Source organism: Pseudomonas sp. LBUM1669, from assembly GCF_059695705.1.
In genome coordinates, this window is record NZ_CP166784.1 from 4104562 (window position 1) to 4122888 (window position 18327).

Sequence of the window (18327 nt, forward strand, 5' to 3'; positions counted from 1 at the left end):
GCGCGGGAAAGTTGCTTCGGATCGGTGACCGCAGCGCGCCCATCGCGAGCAAGCCCGCTCCCACATTGGATTTGTGTACGCCGCAGATCAAATGTGGGAGCGGGCTTGCTCGCGAAGGGAGCGACTCGGTTTCGGAGGGAAACGCGAGCTTAGAAATCCCGCTTGTAGAAGATATCCAGCGAGCTGGCCACGCCGCCAGCGGCTTCGAGGTAAACCTTTTTGCTCAGCTTGTAGCGCAAGGCAATGGTGTTGGCCGGTTCGAACACGCCAACGCCATAGCGCAAGGTGAGTTTTTCCGAAAGGTTGCCGCTGGCCACGACGCTGGTGGTGTTGCCGCTGCCTTGGGTGTCGAGCTGGAAGTCCTGAATCCCCAGGTCATTGGCCAGTTTGCCGGTCATCCCCGCACTGCCCATCAGGCCCAACCCGAGCGCCGCCTGGGCCAGCATGTTGTTGTCTTCCCCGTTGCTGCTCAGCGGACGCCCGAGCACCAGATAGGACAAGGCCTGTTCCTGGCTCATCGCCGGCTCGGAGAAAATCTGCGTGGTCGGCTGCTCGGCGCTGCCGCTGAGGCGAATGCCGGCGATTACGTCGTCGGTCTGGCGAATGGCTTCGATGTCCAGATACGGCTGGTCAATCGGGCCAGCGAACAACAGCCGTGCACGACGCACCGTCAGCCGCTGGCCATAGGCTCGATAACGCCCATCGTTGAGCCAGAGCTCACCGCGGGTGTCCATGTTGTCGCCGATGTGCACATGACCTTGCAGGTTGGCGGTCAGGCCAAACCCGGCAAAACTGAGCTTGTCCTCACCCACCACCACGTCGATGTCCATCTTCATGGCTAGCGGCGGCTTACCCTCTTCGGTCTGTTGACCGACGATCACCGTGTCATCGGAAACCTTGACCGTCGACGGCGGCAACTCGCGAACGGTGATTTCGCCCTTGGGCACCCGCACTTTGCCGGCGATCGCCAGCTGGTCGTCCTTCATCGAGATCTTCAGGTCCGGCGCCACTTCCAGCTTGGCATAGGGTTCGACGGTGACTGGCAATTGCGTGCCTTTGAGCGTCAGGTCCACCACCAACGCCTGCCCCCAGGCGATGTGGCCGTTGAGACTGCCCTGCCCGCTCTTGCCGCTTTTCCAGCCGCCGTTCAATTGCACTGTTTCGCCGGCGATCTGTGCTTGAAGCTGCAAGCCCTGCAACTCCATCGGCAATTCAGGCCCGGACACTTCGCCGTCGCTGAGCAGCAGATTACCGTTCACCTGCGGCGTCAGCAGATCGCCGGACAGCGTGCCACTGCCGTTCAAACGGCCGGTGAGTTTCTCGACCATCGGCACAAACGGCCGCGCCACCGACAGGTCCAGTCCGCTGAGACGGAACGAACCGGTGAGCGGTTTGTTTTTCGGCAGCGGATTAATCTGCGCCTGCACCCTCAGTTCGCCAAGCTTGCCGCCGACGAAGTTGAGGTCAGTGTCGATGCGTTTGGGCGTGAGTTTGCTGGTGAGTTTCAGGGTCTGGTACGGGAAGTCCAGCCACTGATCCTTTTCCTTGATGCGCAATGTGCCGCCGCTGGCATCGACGCTGACCTGACCGTTCGGGCCACTGGCCGGCAGATCGAGTTGCAGGTCGGCATTAAGTTTGCCCTTCCAGGCGAAATCCTTCGGCAACCATTGCGCCAGGCTTTCAATCGGGAATTGTTTGAGGTGATAACGCAGCTTCGGCTCTGGCATCAGGCGCTGGTCTTCGCCACACAAACTGGCCTGACCGGACATCCAGCAATGCGCACCGAAGTTGATTTTGCCGTCCGCCAGCCGTTCAAGCTTCGCCGGACCTTGCAGCTTCCAGTCCTGGCCGCCGGCCTGGATATCGCCGCTGGCCAGGCGTCCGCGCCAGTTGCCCTTGTCCAGCGCGCCGTCGAAGCCGAGCGCCAGTTTCAGCTTCGGTCCTTGCAGGTCGAGGGCGAGTTTCTGGTTTTTGATATCGCCCTGGCCGCTGGCGGTCAGCGTGCCCAGTGACGTATCGCCAGCCTGAATGCCGCTGCCCTTGAGGTCGATTTTCGCCCGTTGCGCGCCATCGAGGGTCGCGTCCAGGTTCAGGCTTCGCAGCCGATTGTCTTCGAAGGCCAGTTGCGCGCCTTGCAGCCCGAGCTTGCCTTGCGGTGCCTTGAGCGTGCCGGCGACATCAATGCGACCGTTGAGTTGACCGCGCAGTTGCGGCCAGAGTTGGGCCAGACGTGGCAGCTTGATGTCGATCTGCCCGGCGAGTTTCTGTTGCAGGCTGCCCTTGCCGTTGATGCTGTTGTCACCGAGGCGGATTTGCAGCGCGTTGAGGTTCCATTGCTCACCGCCGCCATCGGCCTTGGCCTGGATCACCGCCGGTTGCCCGCGCAGTTTGCCTTTGAGGTCGAGGTCGGAGCTCAGGCTGAGCTTCTCATTCTTCATCTCGCCTTTACTGCGCAACGGCCCGGCCAGCGTCCCCGGCAACTCCGCGACCCAATACGCCGGGTTGATCGCCGACAGATCGAGCGCAGTGTCCCAGGCAATGCCATCGGCAAATTGCAGGTTCAGATGCCCCACGGCCTTGCCCTGCCCGGCTTCGAGTTGAATCTGTTGCAGATAGATTTTCGTCAGGTCGCCGCTGAACGGGCTTTCGAGGCTGAACGCACCTGCCGGGCCATCCAGTGCAGATTTGAAGTGACCGATGTATTTTCCGTCAGTGTAGGAGACTTCACCGTTGAAGCTGCGTAACGCCACTTCGGGTTCGTCGATCAGTGGATAAAGGCTGTGCCACGGAAAATCCAGCCAGTCGATTTTCGCATCGGCGCTCAGGCCTTTGCTCCAGTCGAGGTTGCCGGTGAGCTTGAGCTTTTGCTTGTCGTTGGCGGTCAGGTCGAGGGCGGCAATCTGCGCGCCGTTGGCGTCGACCTTGCCTTGCAGCAACAACGCGATCGGGCCTTTTTCCGCGGGCAGCGTGGCTTTGCCGAGCAACTGGTAACCGTTTTTCAGGTCGCCGTCGCCGGTGAGCTCCAGTTGATTGAGTTGCAAGGTGTCCGGTAGATCGGCAATGGGTTTGAAGCCGTCGGCTGTGATCCGTACTTTGGCCGGAAGATTGTCCACCAGCGGTTGCACTTCGCCGGTCAGTTGCCCGTTCAAGTAACCGCTGCTGTCGGCTTTCAGGATCAGGGTTTTCAGCAGGTCGCCGTCCACCTTCAGCGCCAGGCGCCATGGCTCGGGGGCCGGTAGGGTTAACGTGCCTTCGGCCTTGAGCGGCCAGTTTCCGGTGGGTTGCAGCAGGCCGGACAGGTTCAAACTCAAATCGTCACGTTGCAACTTCACCGAGTCGATCTGCATGCCCTGTGCGGTCCAGTGTGCGGCCAGTTGCAGGCCTTTGAGTTCTTCGCTGCCGTTGAACAGCAAGCTGCCGACCTGGACGTCGCCCAGTTCAATCGCCAACGGTAACTTCAGATCAGGAAGCTCGATATCGCCGCTGCTGTCTTCATCGATACCCGGTGGAAATTGCAGGCTGACCTGATCGGCCTTCAATTGCTCGATGCACAAGGTCATGCGCGTCAGGCACAGCGGTGACCAGGCGAATATCGGTTTGCTCAGTTCAACCCGGCTGGTGTCTTGCTGCCACAGCAGACGATCGGCACTCCACTGCCCGCCCAATCGGCCCTGAAAATTCTCCACGGTCAAACCCGGCACAAAACCGAGTGCCCAACGGCTGCCCGTCGCCGTGCCCAGCACCGTGGTCACGGCCAGGAGGACCAGCATCAGCAGCGCCAGAATCGCCAGCAGCGTTATTTTCAAACCATGCTTCACAGCTCGGGCCCCATGGAAAAGTGCAGTCGAATGCCGCCGTCGTCGTCCATCGCATGGGCAAGGTCGAGGCGAATCGGCCCCACCGGGGAAACCCAGCGCACGCCGATACCCACGCCGGTCTTGAGGTTCGGCAGTTCAAGTGTATTGAAGGAGTTACCCTGGTCAACGAAGGTCGCGACCCGCCATTTTTCGGCGATGGAGTACTGATATTCGACGCTGCCGGCGATCATGTAGCGGCCACCGATGCGGTCGCCCTCGGAGTTCTCCGGGGACAGGCTTTGATAGTCGTAGCCGCGCACACTCTGATCGCCACCGGCGAAGAAACGTAACGACGGCGGTATGGATTTGTAGCCATTGGTGGCGCTGCCGCCGACCTGCACCCGACCGAGGAAGCGGTGTTTATCGAAGACCGTGGTCAAGCCTTTGACCAGCGCGGTGCCGTAGACCAGGTTGTTGTCCGAACCCAAACCTTCCTTGGCCACTTTGGTCTCGAATTCCAGGCGATAGCCGTTGTGCGGGTCGATGCGGTTGTCGCTTTTCAGGTAGGAATAACTGACGCCGGGCATTAGCAATGTGCTGAGTCCCGAGTCGTCGCCGAGCCGGTATTCCTCGCGCTGCCACTTGAGCGACACCACGCGCTGCCAACCGCTGGGCAACTTGCTGTGCCATTCGGGGCCGAGGGTCAGGAGTTTGCTGAGAGAGTCCTTGTCGGCGATTTCTTCGTTTTGATAACCGCCGGCGAAGCGCAATTTGTCGGTCAGCGGTGGGTCCAGAGGGATGTCGTACAACACCCCGACGTTCTGCCGCGGCGCCGAGATTTCGGTCTCCCAGCCATAGCTGTGCCCCTGCGGGTTGACCCAGTGCCGGGTCCAGTTGGCCTTGATCCGGGGGCCGACATCGGTGGAATAACCCAGCCCCAGGCCCATGGTCCGTGGTTTGCGGGTTTCGAGCTTGACGTCGACCGGGATCACATCGTTCCTGGACGCCGTCGGTGCCGCATCCACCCGCACACTTTCAAAATAGCCGCTCGATTGCATCGCCTGATTGAGCTCGGCGATCAGCTCTGAGTCGTAGGGCGCGCCTTCCTTGAACGGCACCATACGCCGCAGCAGGTCTTCATCGAATGGCGTGTCGCCCTCGAAACTGACCTTGCCCAGTGAATAGCGCGGGCCGCTGTTATAGATGAGCTCGATGTCGGCCACGCCGGCACGCGGGTCTACCGACAATTTCTGGCTGGAGAAGTAACCACTGAAAAAACCATAGCGCGAGGCCTGATTCTGGATCAGCCGTTTGGCGTCTTCGTAATGCCCATGGTTCAGCACTGCGCCGGTTTTCAGCGCATTACTTTTGGGGACACGAAAGGATTTGAGGGCGGCGGCCGGGCCGTCGATGCGAATAGTGACGTTGCGCAAATGCACCGGCTCGCCGGGATCGATATTTAGCACCAGACGCGGTGTCTTGCCGACCTTCACGTCGCTGTCGATCTGCGGCTGGTAATAACCCAAGGCCTGGGCGGCCTTGCGCGCCTGTTCCTCGGCGCCACGACTGAAGCGCAGCAAGGCTTCTTCGTCACGATCGCCGAGGCTGCCGATATAGCCCTCTATATTGGCTTTCAGTTCATCGTTGGACGGTTTGATCCGCACATCCAATTCACTTTGCGCCAGTGCCGCGCAGCTGGTGAACAGCATCAGCACGCCACTGGTAATTCTTCCTGGAAACTTCATAGGCGCGGATGCTATCACGAGCTTGGGAGCGTGATAGAGCCTGGCGTGCGGTGAAAGTTCTACCTTTATGCCGTTGCTGTTTGTAACACCTGGGGATTGGCGTGGAAAAACACGTGTTCGCGAATCGGTCCGACGGCGACCTCGCCAATTTCCTCATAGCCCTGACGCTTATAAAACTCGAGGTAACGAGGATTCCCGGTGTCGAGGATCACGCCCTGGGAAGTTTCATCGACGGCACACCAGTTGTGCACCGCTTGCAGCAGTTGCTCACCGAAGTGTTTGCCTTGGAACTGCGGATGAATCCCCAGCAACGGCAGGACGTGCACCGAGTCGGAAGGTACACAGGCCGCCACAGCGGCGTGGTAATCGAGGTAGCGACGGGTGCAACGAAAACCGGTGCTGAGCACCATGCGCAAACGCCAGGCCCAACTTTCAGTGATGCCCAGTCGACGCTGCGGCGGGGCGATCAGGGCGATGCCGATCAGGCGGTCGTTGACCAGCAGGCCGATAGCCGGCAGATCCTGAAGAAAGTGTTGTTTGACCAGTTCGCGCACCGTCGCCCGCACACGATGTTCATAGCCGGGACGTTCGGCCTCGAACAGGTAGCCGAAGGTCGGTTCGTGCCGGTAAGCGTGGTACAGCAGGGAGCGCGCTTCGTGGGCGTAGCCGCTGTCGAGCATGTGGATATCGGCAATGGCGGTTGAGGTTTCGGGCATAACGGTAGATCTCCCCGGGGCGCCGCTCAAAATGGTGGCGCTCTTATTGGTACGAGCCTTTGGGTGGTAATACAGTTCCCCCACAGGTATAGACCAAGGCGGGATCTTCATCGACTGGACTGGCCTCTTCGCGGGCAAGCCACGCTCCCACAGGTTCTGTGGCGTACACAAATTTTGCGTTCGCTCGAGCCCCCTGTGGGAGCGTGGCTTGCCCGCGAAGAGGCCGGCATAGACAACCCATCTCTGACAGAACACGGTAACTCCCCAGCCTCAACACTGGCCCGATTCCTACAGGTCAGCTAGCATCGCCCTTTTGCCAGGACTGCCGACCATGAAGATCGTCTCCTTCAACATCAACGGGCTGCGCGCTCGCCCGCATCAGCTGGCGGCGCTGATCGACAAGCACCAGCCGGATGTGATCGGGCTGCAGGAAACCAAGGTTCACGACGACCAGTTCCCGCTGGCCGAGGTACAGGCGCTGGGTTATCACGTGTATTTCCACGGGCAGAAAGGCCATTACGGCGTCGCCCTGCTCTCGCGCAAAGAACCGATTGCCCTGCATAAAGGTTTCGCCACCGACGAAGAAGACGCCCAGCGGCGCTTCATCTGGGGTACGTTCGCCGACGCCAATGGCGTGCCGGTGACCATCATGAACGGCTATTTCCCACAGGGCGAAAGCCGCGACCACCCAACCAAGTTCCCGGCCAAGGAGCGTTTCTACGGCGACCTGCAGCAGTTGCTGGAAAGCCAGTTCAGCAATGAACAGCCGGTGGTGGTGATGGGCGACGTGAACATTTCCCCGGAAGACTGCGACATCGGTATCGGCCCGGACAACATGAAACGCTGGCTGAAAACCGGCAAATGCAGCTTCCTGCCGGAAGAGCGCGAGTGGATGGCCCGCCTGAAAAACTGGGGCTTGGTCGACAGTTTCCGTCACTTGAACCCGGACGTGGCCGACCGTTTCAGCTGGTTTGACTACCGCAGCCGCGGCTTCGAAGACGAACCCAAGCGTGGACTGCGGATCGACGTGATCATGGCGTCCCATGGCTTGTTGCCGCGCGTGAAGGATGCGGGAGTGGACTACGAACTGCGCGGGATGGAAAAACCATCGGATCATGCGCCGATCTGGCTTGAGTTGAGCTGATCCTCTCGACATCGACACAAATAAACTGTGGGAGCGAGCCTGCTCACGATAGCGCACTTACATTCAATACACGTGTTGGCTGTTATGCCCTCATCGCGAGCAGGTCGGATCGCCGCACCGTCGCTCCCACATTTAGCAACTGTCATCTTTCGGACATCTTACTGACTTAATCTCCCGGCACTTCCTTTGGCCAAATAAGGTGCCGGCATGACGCTGCGCAGATTATTCCTGTTGATGCTGTGCGCCTTTTTGCCCTTCACGGCCTCGGCGGGCGATCTGCCGGTTCCCGGAAACGGCCCGGTCCTACGCATCCAGGGTTCCAACACCATCGGCGCCGCACTGGGGCCGGCACTGGTCGAAGGACTGATGCGCGAACAGGGCCTGCTCAAGGTTCACAGCGAAATCCCCGATACAGCCAACGAACAACGCATCGTCGGCGAAACCGTTCAGGGACGCCGGGTGGTGGTGGAAGTCGCGGCCCATGGTTCCAGCACCGGTTTCAGCGCCTTGAAAACCGCCTCTGCCGACCTCGCCGCCTCCTCGCGCCCGATCAAGGACAGCGAACGGGCAGAGCTCAAAACCCTGGGTGACTTTAAAAGCCCCGGTGCCGAGCAGGTCATCGCCATCGATGGACTGGCGATCATCCTTCATCCGCAAAATCCGCTGAACCAACTCAACACAGAACAACTGGCGCGAATTTTCAGCGGTGAGGCAAAAACCTGGGAAGAACTCGGCGGCCGTGGTGGGACGATTCATCTCTATGCTCGAGATGACCAATCGGGCACCTACGACACCTTCAAGGAACTGGTCCTCAGTCGCCGTGGGAAAACACTCAATAGCACCGCGAAACGCTTCGAATCCAGCGAGCAATTGTCCGACGCCGTCAGCCAGGATCCGCAAGGCATCGGCTTTATAGGTTTGCCTTACGTGCGCCAGGCCAAAGCCGTGGCGATTGCCGATGGCCAATCCCAAGCCATGTTGCCGCTCAACAGCCTGATTGCCACTGAGGATTACCCGCTGTCCCGGCGGCTGTTCTTTTACCTGCCGCCCAACGGGAAAAATCCATGGGCGCAAGCGCTGGTGGCCTTCGCGCAAAGCAGCAAAGGCCAGGCAATTGTCGCGGACAACGGTTTTGTCGCGCAGACCGTGCAGGCCATGAGCGTCACGCCGAACGCCTTGATGCCCGAGGGTTATCAGGCGCTCAGCCGCCACGCCCAGCGGCTGTCGGTGAATTTCCGCTTTGAGGAAGGCAGCGCGACGCTGGACAACAAGGCCCGACAAGACTTGTCACGGGTGCTCGACTATATAAAGCAGCGCGGCAAAACCAATCGGCAGGTGACGCTGGTGGGGTTTGGTGATGCCAAGAGCGATCCGGCGCGTGCCGATTTGTTATCGAAGCTGCGGGCGATGGCGGTGCGGCGGGAATTGGTGAAAAGCGGCGTGGTGTTTCGCGAGATTCGCGGCTTCGGCGCCGAGATGCCGGTGGCGGCAAATAGCGCGGATGAGGGGCGGATCAAGAATCGGCGGGTTGAGGTTTGGGTGTATTGAGTCAGATGTTGCGGTGTTGAATGGGTCGACGCCCTCGCGGGCAAGACTCGCTCTTACAGAGAATAGTGATCCCTGTAGGAGTGAGGCCTGGCCGCGAAGAACGATGACGCAGTCTTACTGCCCGCTACGCATCATCTCTTTCGGCACGTACTTGCCGATCTCGAATTTGCCGATCGCTGCGCGATGCACTTCGTCCGGGCCGTCGGCCAGGCGCAGGGTGCGTTGCATGGCATACATGTAGGCCAGCGGGAAATCGTTGGAAACCCCTGCTCCGCCATGGATCTGGATGGCCCGGTCGATCACCCGCAAGGCCACGTTCGGCGCGACGACTTTGATCTGCGCAATCTCGCTCTTCGCCACCTTGTTACCCACGGTGTCCATCATGTACGCCGCTTTTAACGTCAGCAGGCGTGCCATGTCGATTTCCATCCGCGAGTCGGCGATCTTGTCGATGTTGCCGCCCAAACGTGCCAGCGGTTTACCGAATGCGGTACGGTTGACCGCACGTTTGCACATCAACTCAAGCGCACGCTCGGCCATGCCGATCGAGCGCATGCAGTGGTGAATCCGGCCCGGGCCAAGGCGACCCTGGGCGATTTCGAAGCCTCGTCCTTCGCCCAGCAGGACGTTTTCATACGGCACGCGAACGTTTTCAAACAGCACTTCGGCGTGGCCGTGAGGCGCGTCGTCGTAGCCGAACACCGGCAGAGGACGAACGATCTTCACGCCCGGGGCATCCACCGGCACCAGGATCATCGAGTGCTGGGTGTGGCGTGGCGCGTCCGGATTGCTCAGGCCCATGAAGATCAGGATCTTGCAGCGTGGATCGCAGGCACCTGAGGTCCACCACTTTTTGCCGTTGATCACCCACTCGTCGCCGTCACGCACAGCGCGGGCAGCCATGTTGGTGGCATCGGACGAGGCCACGTCCGGTTCGGTCATGGCGAACGCCGAGCGAATTTCGCCACGCAGCAGCGGTTCGAGCCAGCGTTGCTTCTGTTCTTCGTTGGCGTAACGCACCAGCACTTCCATGTTGCCAGTGTCTGGCGCGGAGCAGTTGAAGGGCTCAGGGCCGAGCAGGGAGCGGCCCATGATTTCCGCCAATGGCGCGTATTCGAGGTTGGTCAGGCCGGCACCGAGCTCGGACTCAGGCAGAAACAAATTCCACAACCCTTCAGCCTTGGCCTTGAGTTTGAGCTCTTCCATGATTGCGGTCGGCTGCCAGCGATCACCTTCGGCAACCTGACGCTCGAACACGGCTTCGGCGGGATAAACGTAGGTGTCCATGAACGCGGTCACGCGCTCACGCAGTTCCTGAACCTTGGGCGAATAAGCGAAATCCATGAGCAGTTACCTTCTTGGGCAGAGGTTGTTTAGGTCATGCAATCGATGCTAGAACAGCGTTGATAATTTACCTAGCCTATTCTCGGCGTGTATTAACATTCATCACCGATATATGATCGGCTGATTGAGAACCAACAATAAGAGTGCAGCGCAATGAATCTGAGCAAGGTCGACCTCAACCTTTTCATCGTCTTCGACGCGATCTACACCGAAGCCAACCTGACCCGTGCCGGGCAGATTGTCGGCATTACTCAGCCAGCCGTCTCAAACGCTCTGGCCCGCCTGCGCGAGACCTTCAACGACCCGTTGTTCGTGCGCACCGCGCAAGGCATGGTGCCGACGCCGATGGCGCAAAACATCATCGGGCCGGTGCGTAACGCCCTCTCCCTGCTGCGAGTGTCGGTGCAGGAAAGCCGAATCTTCAACCCGTTGCAGGCGGTCAAGACCTACCGCATCAGCATGACCGACCTGACCGAAGCGGTGATCCTGCCGCCTCTGTTCCAGCGTCTGCGTCGCCTGGCACCGACGGTAATCATCGAAAGTTTTCTGTCCAAGCGCCGCGAGACCACCAAGGAACTGGCAGCCGGGCGTCTGGATTTTGCGGTGGATGCGCCGCTTAACACCGACCCGCAGGTGCGTCACGTCAAGTTGATGGAAGACCGCTACGTCTGCGCCATGCGTAAGGGCCATCCGCTGGCGGGCAAGGAGAAATTCACCCTCGATGATTATCTGTCGCTGACCCACATTCATATCTCCAGCCGCCGCAGTGGCCTGGGGCATGTCGACCTGGCCCTGGGGAAAATGGGCATCCAGCGCAAGATCGCCCTGCGCTCCCAGCATTATTTGATGGCGTCCCAGGTCTTGCAGCAGACCGACATGGTCATGACCGTGCCGGAGCGCTTTGCCCGTCGTCATGACTTGTACTCGGTGAACTTGCCGGTCAATGACGTGCCGCCGGTGGAAACTCACCTCTACTGGCACGAGAGCACCGACCAGGACCCGGCCAACCGCTGGATGCGCGAACAGATGATCGAGTTGTGCCAGCAAGTGACGGCGCATGAGAAGAAGCTCGATAAGGTGTAAGACTTGTTACCGCGTTATCGTTCATCGCGAGCAGGCTCGCTCCCACAGGGATCTGCGCCGTACTGTAGGAGCGAGGCTTGCCCGCGAAGAGGCCAGTGATACCAATGAAGATCCATGCCCCTTGACGTAAACGTCAACCTGCCATTAGCTTAGCGCCATGACCTTTTTCGAGCGCTTCCATGAGCAGCCAGACCTATAGCATTTCCGACCTCGCCCGCGAGCTCGATATCACCACGCGAGCCATTCGCTTTTATGAAGAGCAAGGCCTGCTCAGCCCTGAGCGTCGTGGCCAGGAACGCGTGTATACGCCCCGTGACAAGGTCAGCCTGAAGCTGATCCTGCGGGGCAAGCGCATTGGCTTCTCGCTGGCCGAGTGCCGCGAGCTGATCGAACTCTACGACCCCACCGGCGGCAATCAGAAACAGCTGCAAACCATGTTGAACAAGATCGCCGAGCGTCGCGAACAGCTGGAGCAACAGATGCTCGACATCGAGCAGATGAAGCTCGAACTGGACACGGCGCAGGAGCGCTGCACCCAGGCGCTGGAACAGACGATCAAGAGCCAGGAAGTGGTTCAGTAGGTCAACACGCCCCATAGGGTTTTCTCAGCCTTCAGACAATCAGCACAGGTCGATTCCCATGTCCCTACCCTCTCATGTACGCCTGGTCGAAGTCGGTCCCCGCGACGGTCTGCAAAACGAAGCCCAACCCATTAGCGTTGCCGACAAGGTGCAACTGGTCGACGCGCTGACCGCTGCGGGCCTCGGCTATATAGAAGTCGGCAGTTTCGTTTCGCCCAAGTGGGTGCCGCAAATGGCCGGCTCCGCCGACGTCTTTGCGCAGATCCAGCGCAAACCGGGCGTGACCTATGGCGCACTCGCCCCCAACCTGCGCGGGTTTGAGGATGCAATCGCGGCCGGGGTCAAGGAAGTCGCGGTGTTCGCCGCGGCCTCCGAAGCGTTTTCCCAACGCAACATCAATTGCTCGATCAGCGAAAGCCTGGCGCGTTTCGTGCCGATCATGGATGCCGCCAAACAACACGGTGTCAGCGTGCGCGGTTACGTGTCCTGCGTGTTGGGTTGCCCTTACGAAGGTCACGTCGCCCCCGAACAAGTCGCCCGGGTCGCCCGCGAGCTCTACGCCATGGGCTGCTATGAAGTCTCTCTGGGCGACACCATCGGCACCGGCACCGCCGGCGCGACCCGCAAGATGTTCGACGTGGTTTCGGCCGATGTGCCGCGTGAAAAACTGGCCGGGCACTTCCACGACACCTATGGCCAGGCCATGGCCAACATCTACGCCAGCCTGCTGGAGGGTATCGCGGTGTTCGACAGCTCCATCGCCGGCCTTGGCGGCTGCCCTTACGCCAAGGGCGCCAGCGGTAACGTCGCCACCGAAGACGTGGTTTACCTGCTCAACGGCCTGGGTATAGAGACCGGCATTGATCTGGACGCGCTGATTTTGGCCGGCCAGCAGATTTGCTCCGTGCTGGGGCGACCGACCGGTTCGCGCGTGGCCAAGGCTCGCAGCGCACAGTGAGGCGTGCGGGTGTTACCGCTGTGCCTGAAACGTGGGGCACATGCGAGTAACACGGAAACAAATTGTCTGGTTTTGTCCGAACGAAAAACCAGGAAAAATCATAACTTGTTGATTTATAACAGTATTTTAAAGTTGGCACGGCTCCTGCTATCTCTACTGCATAACAAGAACAAAAAAAGCGGCAAACCTAATAAAAATAAGACGTAACGACTCTGACATAACAAAAACAACACGGCAGAGACGCAGCTAACAGATTTTTTTGGAGAGGATGTGCTTTTCAGGGTGCTTTTCGGAGCAACCCGCAACCGGGCAGAGAACAATAAAACTACCTTCAGGTAGCTCCCGAACTGGTTGGATCGCTCAGCGAAAATGCAGATCAGCGCTCAAAAAAATACGTTTGCTCTTGATCCCGGATGGGGATCGACAAAAACAGCGGTAAAGGGTCACGGTCACTAAAAACAACAACAGACCGCCCCTCAATAATAAAAAAAGAGCACGCGCAACGAAAATTAAAGGGGAGCTTCGGCTCCCCTTTGTGCTTTCTGCGATCCAGGTTTTCTCCACCGCCCTTGTGGGAGCCAGCAGGCAGGCTGGCTCCCGCAAGGGAGAATTTGTCAGGCCTGCTTTTCGCGCAACTCCTCGATACTGATCTCGCGCATCCGGAATTTCTGGATTTTGCCGGTCACGGTCATCGGAAACTCTTCCACGAACTTGAAGTAACGCGGCGTCTTGAAGTGCGCGATGCGTTCCTTGCACCAGGTCTGCAGCTCTTGTTCGGTGGCGCTGTGGCCCGGGTGGAATTTGATCCAGGCGACAATCTCTTCGCCATAGCGCGAACACGGGATGCCGATGACTTGCACGTCCGCCACCGCCGGATGGGTAAAGAAGAACTCTTCCAGCTCACGCGGGTAAATGTTCTCACCGCCGCGGATGATCATGTCCTTGTTGCGCCCGGCAATGCACACGTAGCCCTCGTCGTTCATGCTCGCCAGGTCGCCGGTGTGCATCCAGCCCGCCTGATCGATGGCTTCTGCGGTGCCTTGCGGGTTGTTCCAGTAAGCGAGCATCACGCTGTAACCGCGGGTGCAGAGTTCGCCAATGGTGCCGCGCGGCACGAGGTTGCCGGCCTCGTCGATGATCTTGCTTTCCAGTTGCGGCTGAGTCCGGCCGACGGTGGTTACGCGCAATTCCAGTTCGTCCGACGGACCGGTCTGCAACGACACCGGGCTGGTTTCCGTCATGCCGTAGGCAATCTGCACTTCACTCATGTGCATCTCGCTGATGACCCGGCGCATGACCTCGATCGGACAGGTCGCCCCGGCCATGATCCCGGTGCGAAGGCTCGACAGATCGAACTCGGCGCGTTTGGGTTGATCGAGCATGGCAATGAACATGGTGGGCACGCCGTAGAGTGCGGTAGCTTTTTCTTCGGCAACCGTGGTCAGGGTCAAGAGCGGATCGAACGCATCGTTGGGGTAAATCATGGTGCTGCCGTGGGTGATGCAGCCGAGGTTGCCCATGACCATGCCGAAGCAGTGATACAACGGCACGGGGATCACCAGGCGGTCATTGGCCGTCAGCCCGAGGCTTTCGCCGACCATGTATCCGTTGTTGAGAATGTTGTAGTGACTGAGGGTCGCGCCTTTCGGGAAGCCAGTGGTGCCGGAGGTGTACTGGATGTTCACCGCCTGATCAAAATGCAGACTGTCCTGGCGTTCACGCAATTGTTCGGCGGACACGCTGGCGGCGAGATCGCCCAGTTGCGACCACGGCAGGAAGCCCGATGGGGGTTGTGCATCCAGACTGATGACGCCGCGCAAGTCTGGCAGGCGTTCGCTCTGCAGCTTTCCGATGGTTTGCTCCGCCAGTTCAGGCATCAGGCCTTGCAGCATCCCGTGATAATCGGAGGTCTTGAACGCACCGGCGCAGACCAGCCATTGGCAGCCGGATTGCTTCAACACGTATTCGAGTTCGGAGCTGCGGTAGGCCGGGTTGATGTTGACCAGGATCACACCGATTTTTGCGCTGGCAAACTGGCTGATGCACCACTGCGCGCAATTCGGTGCCCAGATACCGAGGCGGTCACCGGCCTGCAAGCCGAGCGCCAACAGGGCTCTGGCGTGCAGGTCGACGGCGTCGGCGAGTTGCTGCCAGGTGTAGCGCAACCGCTGATGGCGCACGACCAGCGCCTCCCCGGCCGGGTATTGCGCGACCGTATTGTCGAAAGCCTGACCGATGGTCATCGCCAGCAAGGCTTTGTCCTGGGAACCACGGGTATAGCTGCGCTGCGGGCTTGCACTGGGTTGATCCATGACGACCCCTATTGTCTTTATTTGCGGGTTGGCGACCCAACCTTTAGGAGCGAAGCTTGCTCGCGAAGAGGCCAGTACATTCAACACTGATGTCGACTGATCTGACGCTTTCGCGAGCAAGCTTCGCTCCTACAGGATATGCCGCTATTCGATCTTGAACTGGCCCTACTCTCGCTCAAGTTGACGTTAACGTAAAGGGTGATTGACAGCCATTCGTCACAGGCTTACGTTAACGTAAAGGTGAGAGCCGAAACACTGCCCTCCCCACCCTACAAAAAAGCCAAAAGGTGACCCATGAGCTACCCATCCCTGAACTTTGCCCTCGGTGAAACCATCGACATGCTGCGCGATCAGGTTCAGTCCTTCGTCGCCAAAGAGATCGCCCCGCGCGCTGCTCAGATCGACATCGACAACCTGTTCCCGGCAGACCTGTGGCGCAAATTCGGCGACATGGGCCTGCTGGGCATTACCGTCGCGGAAGAATACGGCGGTGCTGGCCTGGGCTACCTGGCCCACGTGGTCGCCATGGAAGAAATCAGCCGTGGCTCGGCGTCGGTCGCCTTGTCCTACGGCGCGCACTCCAACCTCTGCGTCAACCAGATCAACCGCAACGGCAATCACGAACAGAAAACCAAGTACCTGCCCAAGCTGATCAGCGGCGAACACATCGGTGCCCTGGCCATGAGCGAACCGAATGCCGGTTCCGATGTGGTCTCGATGAAGCTGCGTGCCGACAAACGTGGCGATCACTACGTGCTTAACGGCAGCAAGACTTGGATCACCAACGGTCCCGACGCCAACACATACGTGATCTACGCCAAGACCGACCTGGAAAAAGGCCCCCACGGCATTACCGCGTTCATCGTCGAACGTGATTCGAAAGGCTTCAGCCGCAGCAACAAATTCGACAAGCTCGGCATGCGCGGCTCCAACACCTGCGAGCTGTTCTTCGATGACGTCGAAGTGCCGGAAGAAAATATCCTCGGCGTGCTCAACGGCGGCGTGAAAGTGCTGATGAGCGGCCTCGACTATGAACGCGTCGTGCTGTCCGGCGGCCCGACCGGGATCATGCAGGCCTGCATGGACCTGATCGTTCCGTACATCCACGACCGCAAGCAGTTCGGCCAAAGCATCGGCGAGTTCCAGCTGATCCAGGGTAAGGTCGCTGACATGTACACCCAACTCAACGCCAGCCGCGCTTATCTGTATGCCGTGGCCCAGGCCTGCGAACGTGGCGAAACTACGCGCAAGGACGCCGCCGGCGTGATCCTCTACAGCGCCGAACGCGCCACGCAAATGGCCCTCGACGCGATCCAGATTCTCGGCGGCAACGGCTACATCAACGAATTTCCGGCCGGCCGTCTGCTGCGTGACGCCAAGCTGTACGAAATCGGCGCCGGCACCAGTGAGATCCGTCGCATGCTGATCGGTCGCGAACTGTTCAACGAAACCCGCTAAACGGAGCTGTCCATGGCTATCCTGCATACCCAGCTCAACCCCCGTTCGGCGGAGTTCGCGGCCAACAGCGCGGCGATGCTCAAACAGGTCGACGCGTTGCACACCCTGCTCGCCCAAGTGCAGCAAGGTGGCGGCCCGAAGGCGCAAGAACGCCACACCTCGCGGGGCAAACTGCTGCCGCGTGAGCGGATCAATCGCCTGCTCGATCCAGGCTCACCGTTTTTAGAGATCAGCCAACTGGCGGCCTACGCGGTCTACGGCGAAGACGTTCCGGCGGCTGGCGTGATTGCCGGGATCGGCCGTGTTGAAGGCGTCGAGTGCATGATCGTCGCCAACGACGCCACCGTGAAAGGTGGCTCGTATTACCCGCTGACGGTGAAAAAACACCTGCGTGCCCAGACCATCGCCCAGCAAAACCGCCTGCCGTGCATCTACCTGGTGGACTCTGGCGGCGCCAACTTGCCGCGTCAGGATGAAGTGTTTCCGGACCGCGAGCACTTTGGACGGATCTTTTTCAACCAGGCCAACATGAGCGCCATGGGCATCCCGCAGATTGCGGTGGTGATGGGTTCCTGCACGGCCGGTGGCGCTTATGTGCCAGCGATGGCTGACGAAGCGATCATGGTGCGCCAGCAGGCCACCATTTTCCTCGCCGGCCCACCGCTGGTGAAAGCCGCGACGGGTGAAGTGGTCAGCGCCGAAGACCTCGGCGGGGCCGATGTGCACTGCAAAATTTCCGGTGTCGCCGACCACTACGCAGAGAGCGATGAACACGCCCTGGCCATTGCGCGGCGCAGCGTCGCCAACCTCAATTGGCGCAAGCTCGGCGAACTGCAGCAGCGCACGCCGATCGCCCCGCTCTACGCCAGCGATGAGCTGTACGGCGTGGTCTCGGCCGACGCCAAGCAACCGTTCGATGTGCGCGAGGTGATCTCGCGGCTGGTCGACGGTTCGGTGTTCGACGAATTCAAGGCGCTGTTCGGGACCACGCTGGTGTGCGGCTTCGCGCATCTGCACGGTTACCCGATTGCGATCCTCGCCAACAACGGCATCCTGTTCGCCGAAGCCGCGCAAAAAGGCGCGCACTTTATCGAACTGGCCTGCCAGCGCGGCATTCCATTGCTGTTCCTGCAAAACATCACCGGCTTCATGGTCGGCCAGAAATACGAGGCCGGCGGCATCGCCAAGCACGGCGCGAAACTGGTGACCGCCGTGGCGTGTGCCAAGGTGCCGAAATTCACCGTGATCATCGGCGGCAGTTTTGGCGCCGGCAACTACGGCATGTGCGGGCGCGCCTACGATCCGCGCTTCCTGTGGATGTGGCCGAACGCACGCATCGGCGTGATGGGCGCCGAGCAAGCGGCAGGCGTATTGGTGCAGGTCAAGCGCGAGCAGGCCGAGCGCAGTGGCCAGGGTTTCAGCGCGGAGCAGGAAGCCGAGATCAAACAGCCGATCCTCGATCAATACGAAGAACAGGGCCACCCTTACTACTCCAGCGCACGGCTGTGGGACGACGGCGTCATCGACCCGGCGCAGACCCGCGATGTGCTGGCCCTGGCCTTGTCCGCGTCGCTGAACGCGCCTATCGAACCGAGCCGCTTCGGCGTGTTCCGGATGTGATACGACCCTGTAGGAGCGAGG

General features: G+C 60.0%; 12 protein-coding genes. 7 read left to right on the forward strand and 5 right to left on the reverse strand.

The genetic code is table 11. The features are described 5' to 3' along the window. Window positions 1-149 precede the first annotated feature (149 nt). The 3 genes from ACA051_RS19170 to ACA051_RS19180 form a co-directional block, all read right to left on the reverse strand. The gene (locus ACA051_RS19170) at window positions 150-3818 is read right to left on the reverse strand and encodes a translocation/assembly module TamB domain-containing protein (RefSeq protein WP_497371438.1); all 3669 of its coding nucleotides are present in this window, start codon (window positions 3816-3818) and stop codon (window positions 150-152) included. Further along, window positions 3815-5542, reverse strand: a complete 1728-nt coding sequence (locus tag ACA051_RS19175; protein ID WP_497371440.1) for an autotransporter assembly complex protein TamA — start codon at window positions 5540-5542, stop codon at window positions 3815-3817. The genes ACA051_RS19170 and ACA051_RS19175 overlap by 4 nt, the downstream gene beginning before the upstream one ends. 65 nt (window positions 5543-5607) lie before the next feature. Beyond that, on the reverse strand, window positions 5608-6258 hold the full coding sequence (locus ACA051_RS19180; RefSeq protein ID WP_027925074.1) for a GNAT family N-acetyltransferase: 651 nt from the start codon (window positions 6256-6258) through the stop codon (window positions 5608-5610). Window positions 6259-6589: 331 nt separating this feature from the next. Here ACA051_RS19180 and xthA point away from each other — a divergent pair, with 331 nt between their 5' ends. Both xthA and ACA051_RS19190 read left to right on the forward strand, forming a co-directional pair. Beyond that, window positions 6590-7402 (forward strand): exodeoxyribonuclease III, encoded by an 813-nt coding sequence (xthA, locus tag ACA051_RS19185; protein WP_497303941.1) that lies wholly within the window; start codon window positions 6590-6592, stop codon window positions 7400-7402. 207 nt (window positions 7403-7609) lie between these two features. After that, window positions 7610-8950 (forward strand): substrate-binding domain-containing protein, encoded by a 1341-nt coding sequence (locus tag ACA051_RS19190; RefSeq protein WP_497371442.1) that lies wholly within the window; start codon window positions 7610-7612, stop codon window positions 8948-8950. Between the two features lie 114 nt (window positions 8951-9064). Here ACA051_RS19190 and ACA051_RS19195 read toward each other — a convergent pair whose 3' ends face one another. Further along, window positions 9065-10294, reverse strand: coding sequence for an acyl-CoA dehydrogenase (locus ACA051_RS19195; protein WP_497371444.1), 1230 nt, complete (start codon window positions 10292-10294; stop codon window positions 9065-9067). A gap of 153 nt (window positions 10295-10447) precedes the next feature. Between ACA051_RS19195 and ACA051_RS19200 the strand changes: the two genes are divergently transcribed. The 3 genes from ACA051_RS19200 to ACA051_RS19210 all read left to right on the forward strand — a co-directional run bounded on the left by ACA051_RS19200 (window position 10448) and on the right by ACA051_RS19210 (window position 12916). Next, window positions 10448-11377 carry a LysR family transcriptional regulator gene (locus ACA051_RS19200; protein WP_008148497.1) on the forward strand — a complete coding sequence of 310 codons (930 nt, stop codon included), beginning with the start codon at window positions 10448-10450 and terminating at the stop codon, window positions 11375-11377. A gap of 179 nt (window positions 11378-11556) precedes the next feature. Next, complete coding sequence (locus ACA051_RS19205; RefSeq protein ID WP_219097073.1) at window positions 11557-11958, forward strand: MerR family transcriptional regulator; 402 nt, start codon at window positions 11557-11559, stop codon at window positions 11956-11958. Window positions 11959-12016: 58 nt separating this feature from the next. Beyond that, window positions 12017-12916 (forward strand): hydroxymethylglutaryl-CoA lyase, encoded by a 900-nt coding sequence (locus ACA051_RS19210; RefSeq protein ID WP_497303946.1) that lies wholly within the window; start codon window positions 12017-12019, stop codon window positions 12914-12916. 614 nt (window positions 12917-13530) lie between these two features. Here ACA051_RS19210 and ACA051_RS19215 read toward each other — a convergent pair. Next, a complete protein-coding gene (locus ACA051_RS19215; RefSeq protein WP_497371446.1) occupies window positions 13531-15228 on the reverse strand; it encodes an AMP-binding protein in 1698 nt (565 codons plus the stop codon). A gap of 294 nt (window positions 15229-15522) precedes the next feature. Between ACA051_RS19215 and ACA051_RS19220 the strand changes: the two genes are divergently transcribed. Together ACA051_RS19220 and ACA051_RS19225 are read left to right on the forward strand one after the other, a co-directional pair. Beyond that, window positions 15523-16686: an isovaleryl-CoA dehydrogenase gene (locus ACA051_RS19220; RefSeq protein ID WP_219097078.1), complete on the forward strand. Its 1164-nt coding sequence runs from the start codon at window positions 15523-15525 to the stop codon at window positions 16684-16686. A gap of 12 nt (window positions 16687-16698) precedes the next feature. Then, window positions 16699-18306: a carboxyl transferase domain-containing protein gene (locus ACA051_RS19225; RefSeq protein ID WP_219097080.1), complete on the forward strand. Its 1608-nt coding sequence runs from the start codon at window positions 16699-16701 to the stop codon at window positions 18304-18306. Window positions 18307-18327: the final 21 nt, after the last annotated feature.

Coding starts and splice junctions, on each gene's coding strand:
- ACA051_RS19175 (WP_497371440.1), bottom strand. CDS start 5,542: ATGAAGTTTCCAGGAAGAATTACCAGTGGCGTGCTGATGCTGTTCACC.
- ACA051_RS19180 (WP_027925074.1), bottom strand. CDS start 6,258: ATGCCCGAAACCTCAACCGCCATTGCCGATATCCACATGCTCGACAGC.
- xthA (WP_497303941.1), top strand. CDS start 6,590: ATGAAGATCGTCTCCTTCAACATCAACGGGCTGCGCGCTCGCCCGCAT.
- ACA051_RS19190 (WP_497371442.1), top strand. CDS start 7,610: ATGACGCTGCGCAGATTATTCCTGTTGATGCTGTGCGCCTTTTTGCCC.
- ACA051_RS19195 (WP_497371444.1), bottom strand. CDS start 10,294: ATGGATTTCGCTTATTCGCCCAAGGTTCAGGAACTGCGTGAGCGCGTG.
- ACA051_RS19200 (WP_008148497.1), top strand. CDS start 10,448: ATGAATCTGAGCAAGGTCGACCTCAACCTTTTCATCGTCTTCGACGCG.
- ACA051_RS19205 (WP_219097073.1), top strand. CDS start 11,557: ATGAGCAGCCAGACCTATAGCATTTCCGACCTCGCCCGCGAGCTCGAT.
- ACA051_RS19210 (WP_497303946.1), top strand. CDS start 12,017: ATGTCCCTACCCTCTCATGTACGCCTGGTCGAAGTCGGTCCCCGCGAC.
- ACA051_RS19215 (WP_497371446.1), bottom strand. CDS start 15,228: ATGGATCAACCCAGTGCAAGCCCGCAGCGCAGCTATACCCGTGGTTCC.
- ACA051_RS19220 (WP_219097078.1), top strand. CDS start 15,523: ATGAGCTACCCATCCCTGAACTTTGCCCTCGGTGAAACCATCGACATG.
- ACA051_RS19225 (WP_219097080.1), top strand. CDS start 16,699: ATGGCTATCCTGCATACCCAGCTCAACCCCCGTTCGGCGGAGTTCGCG.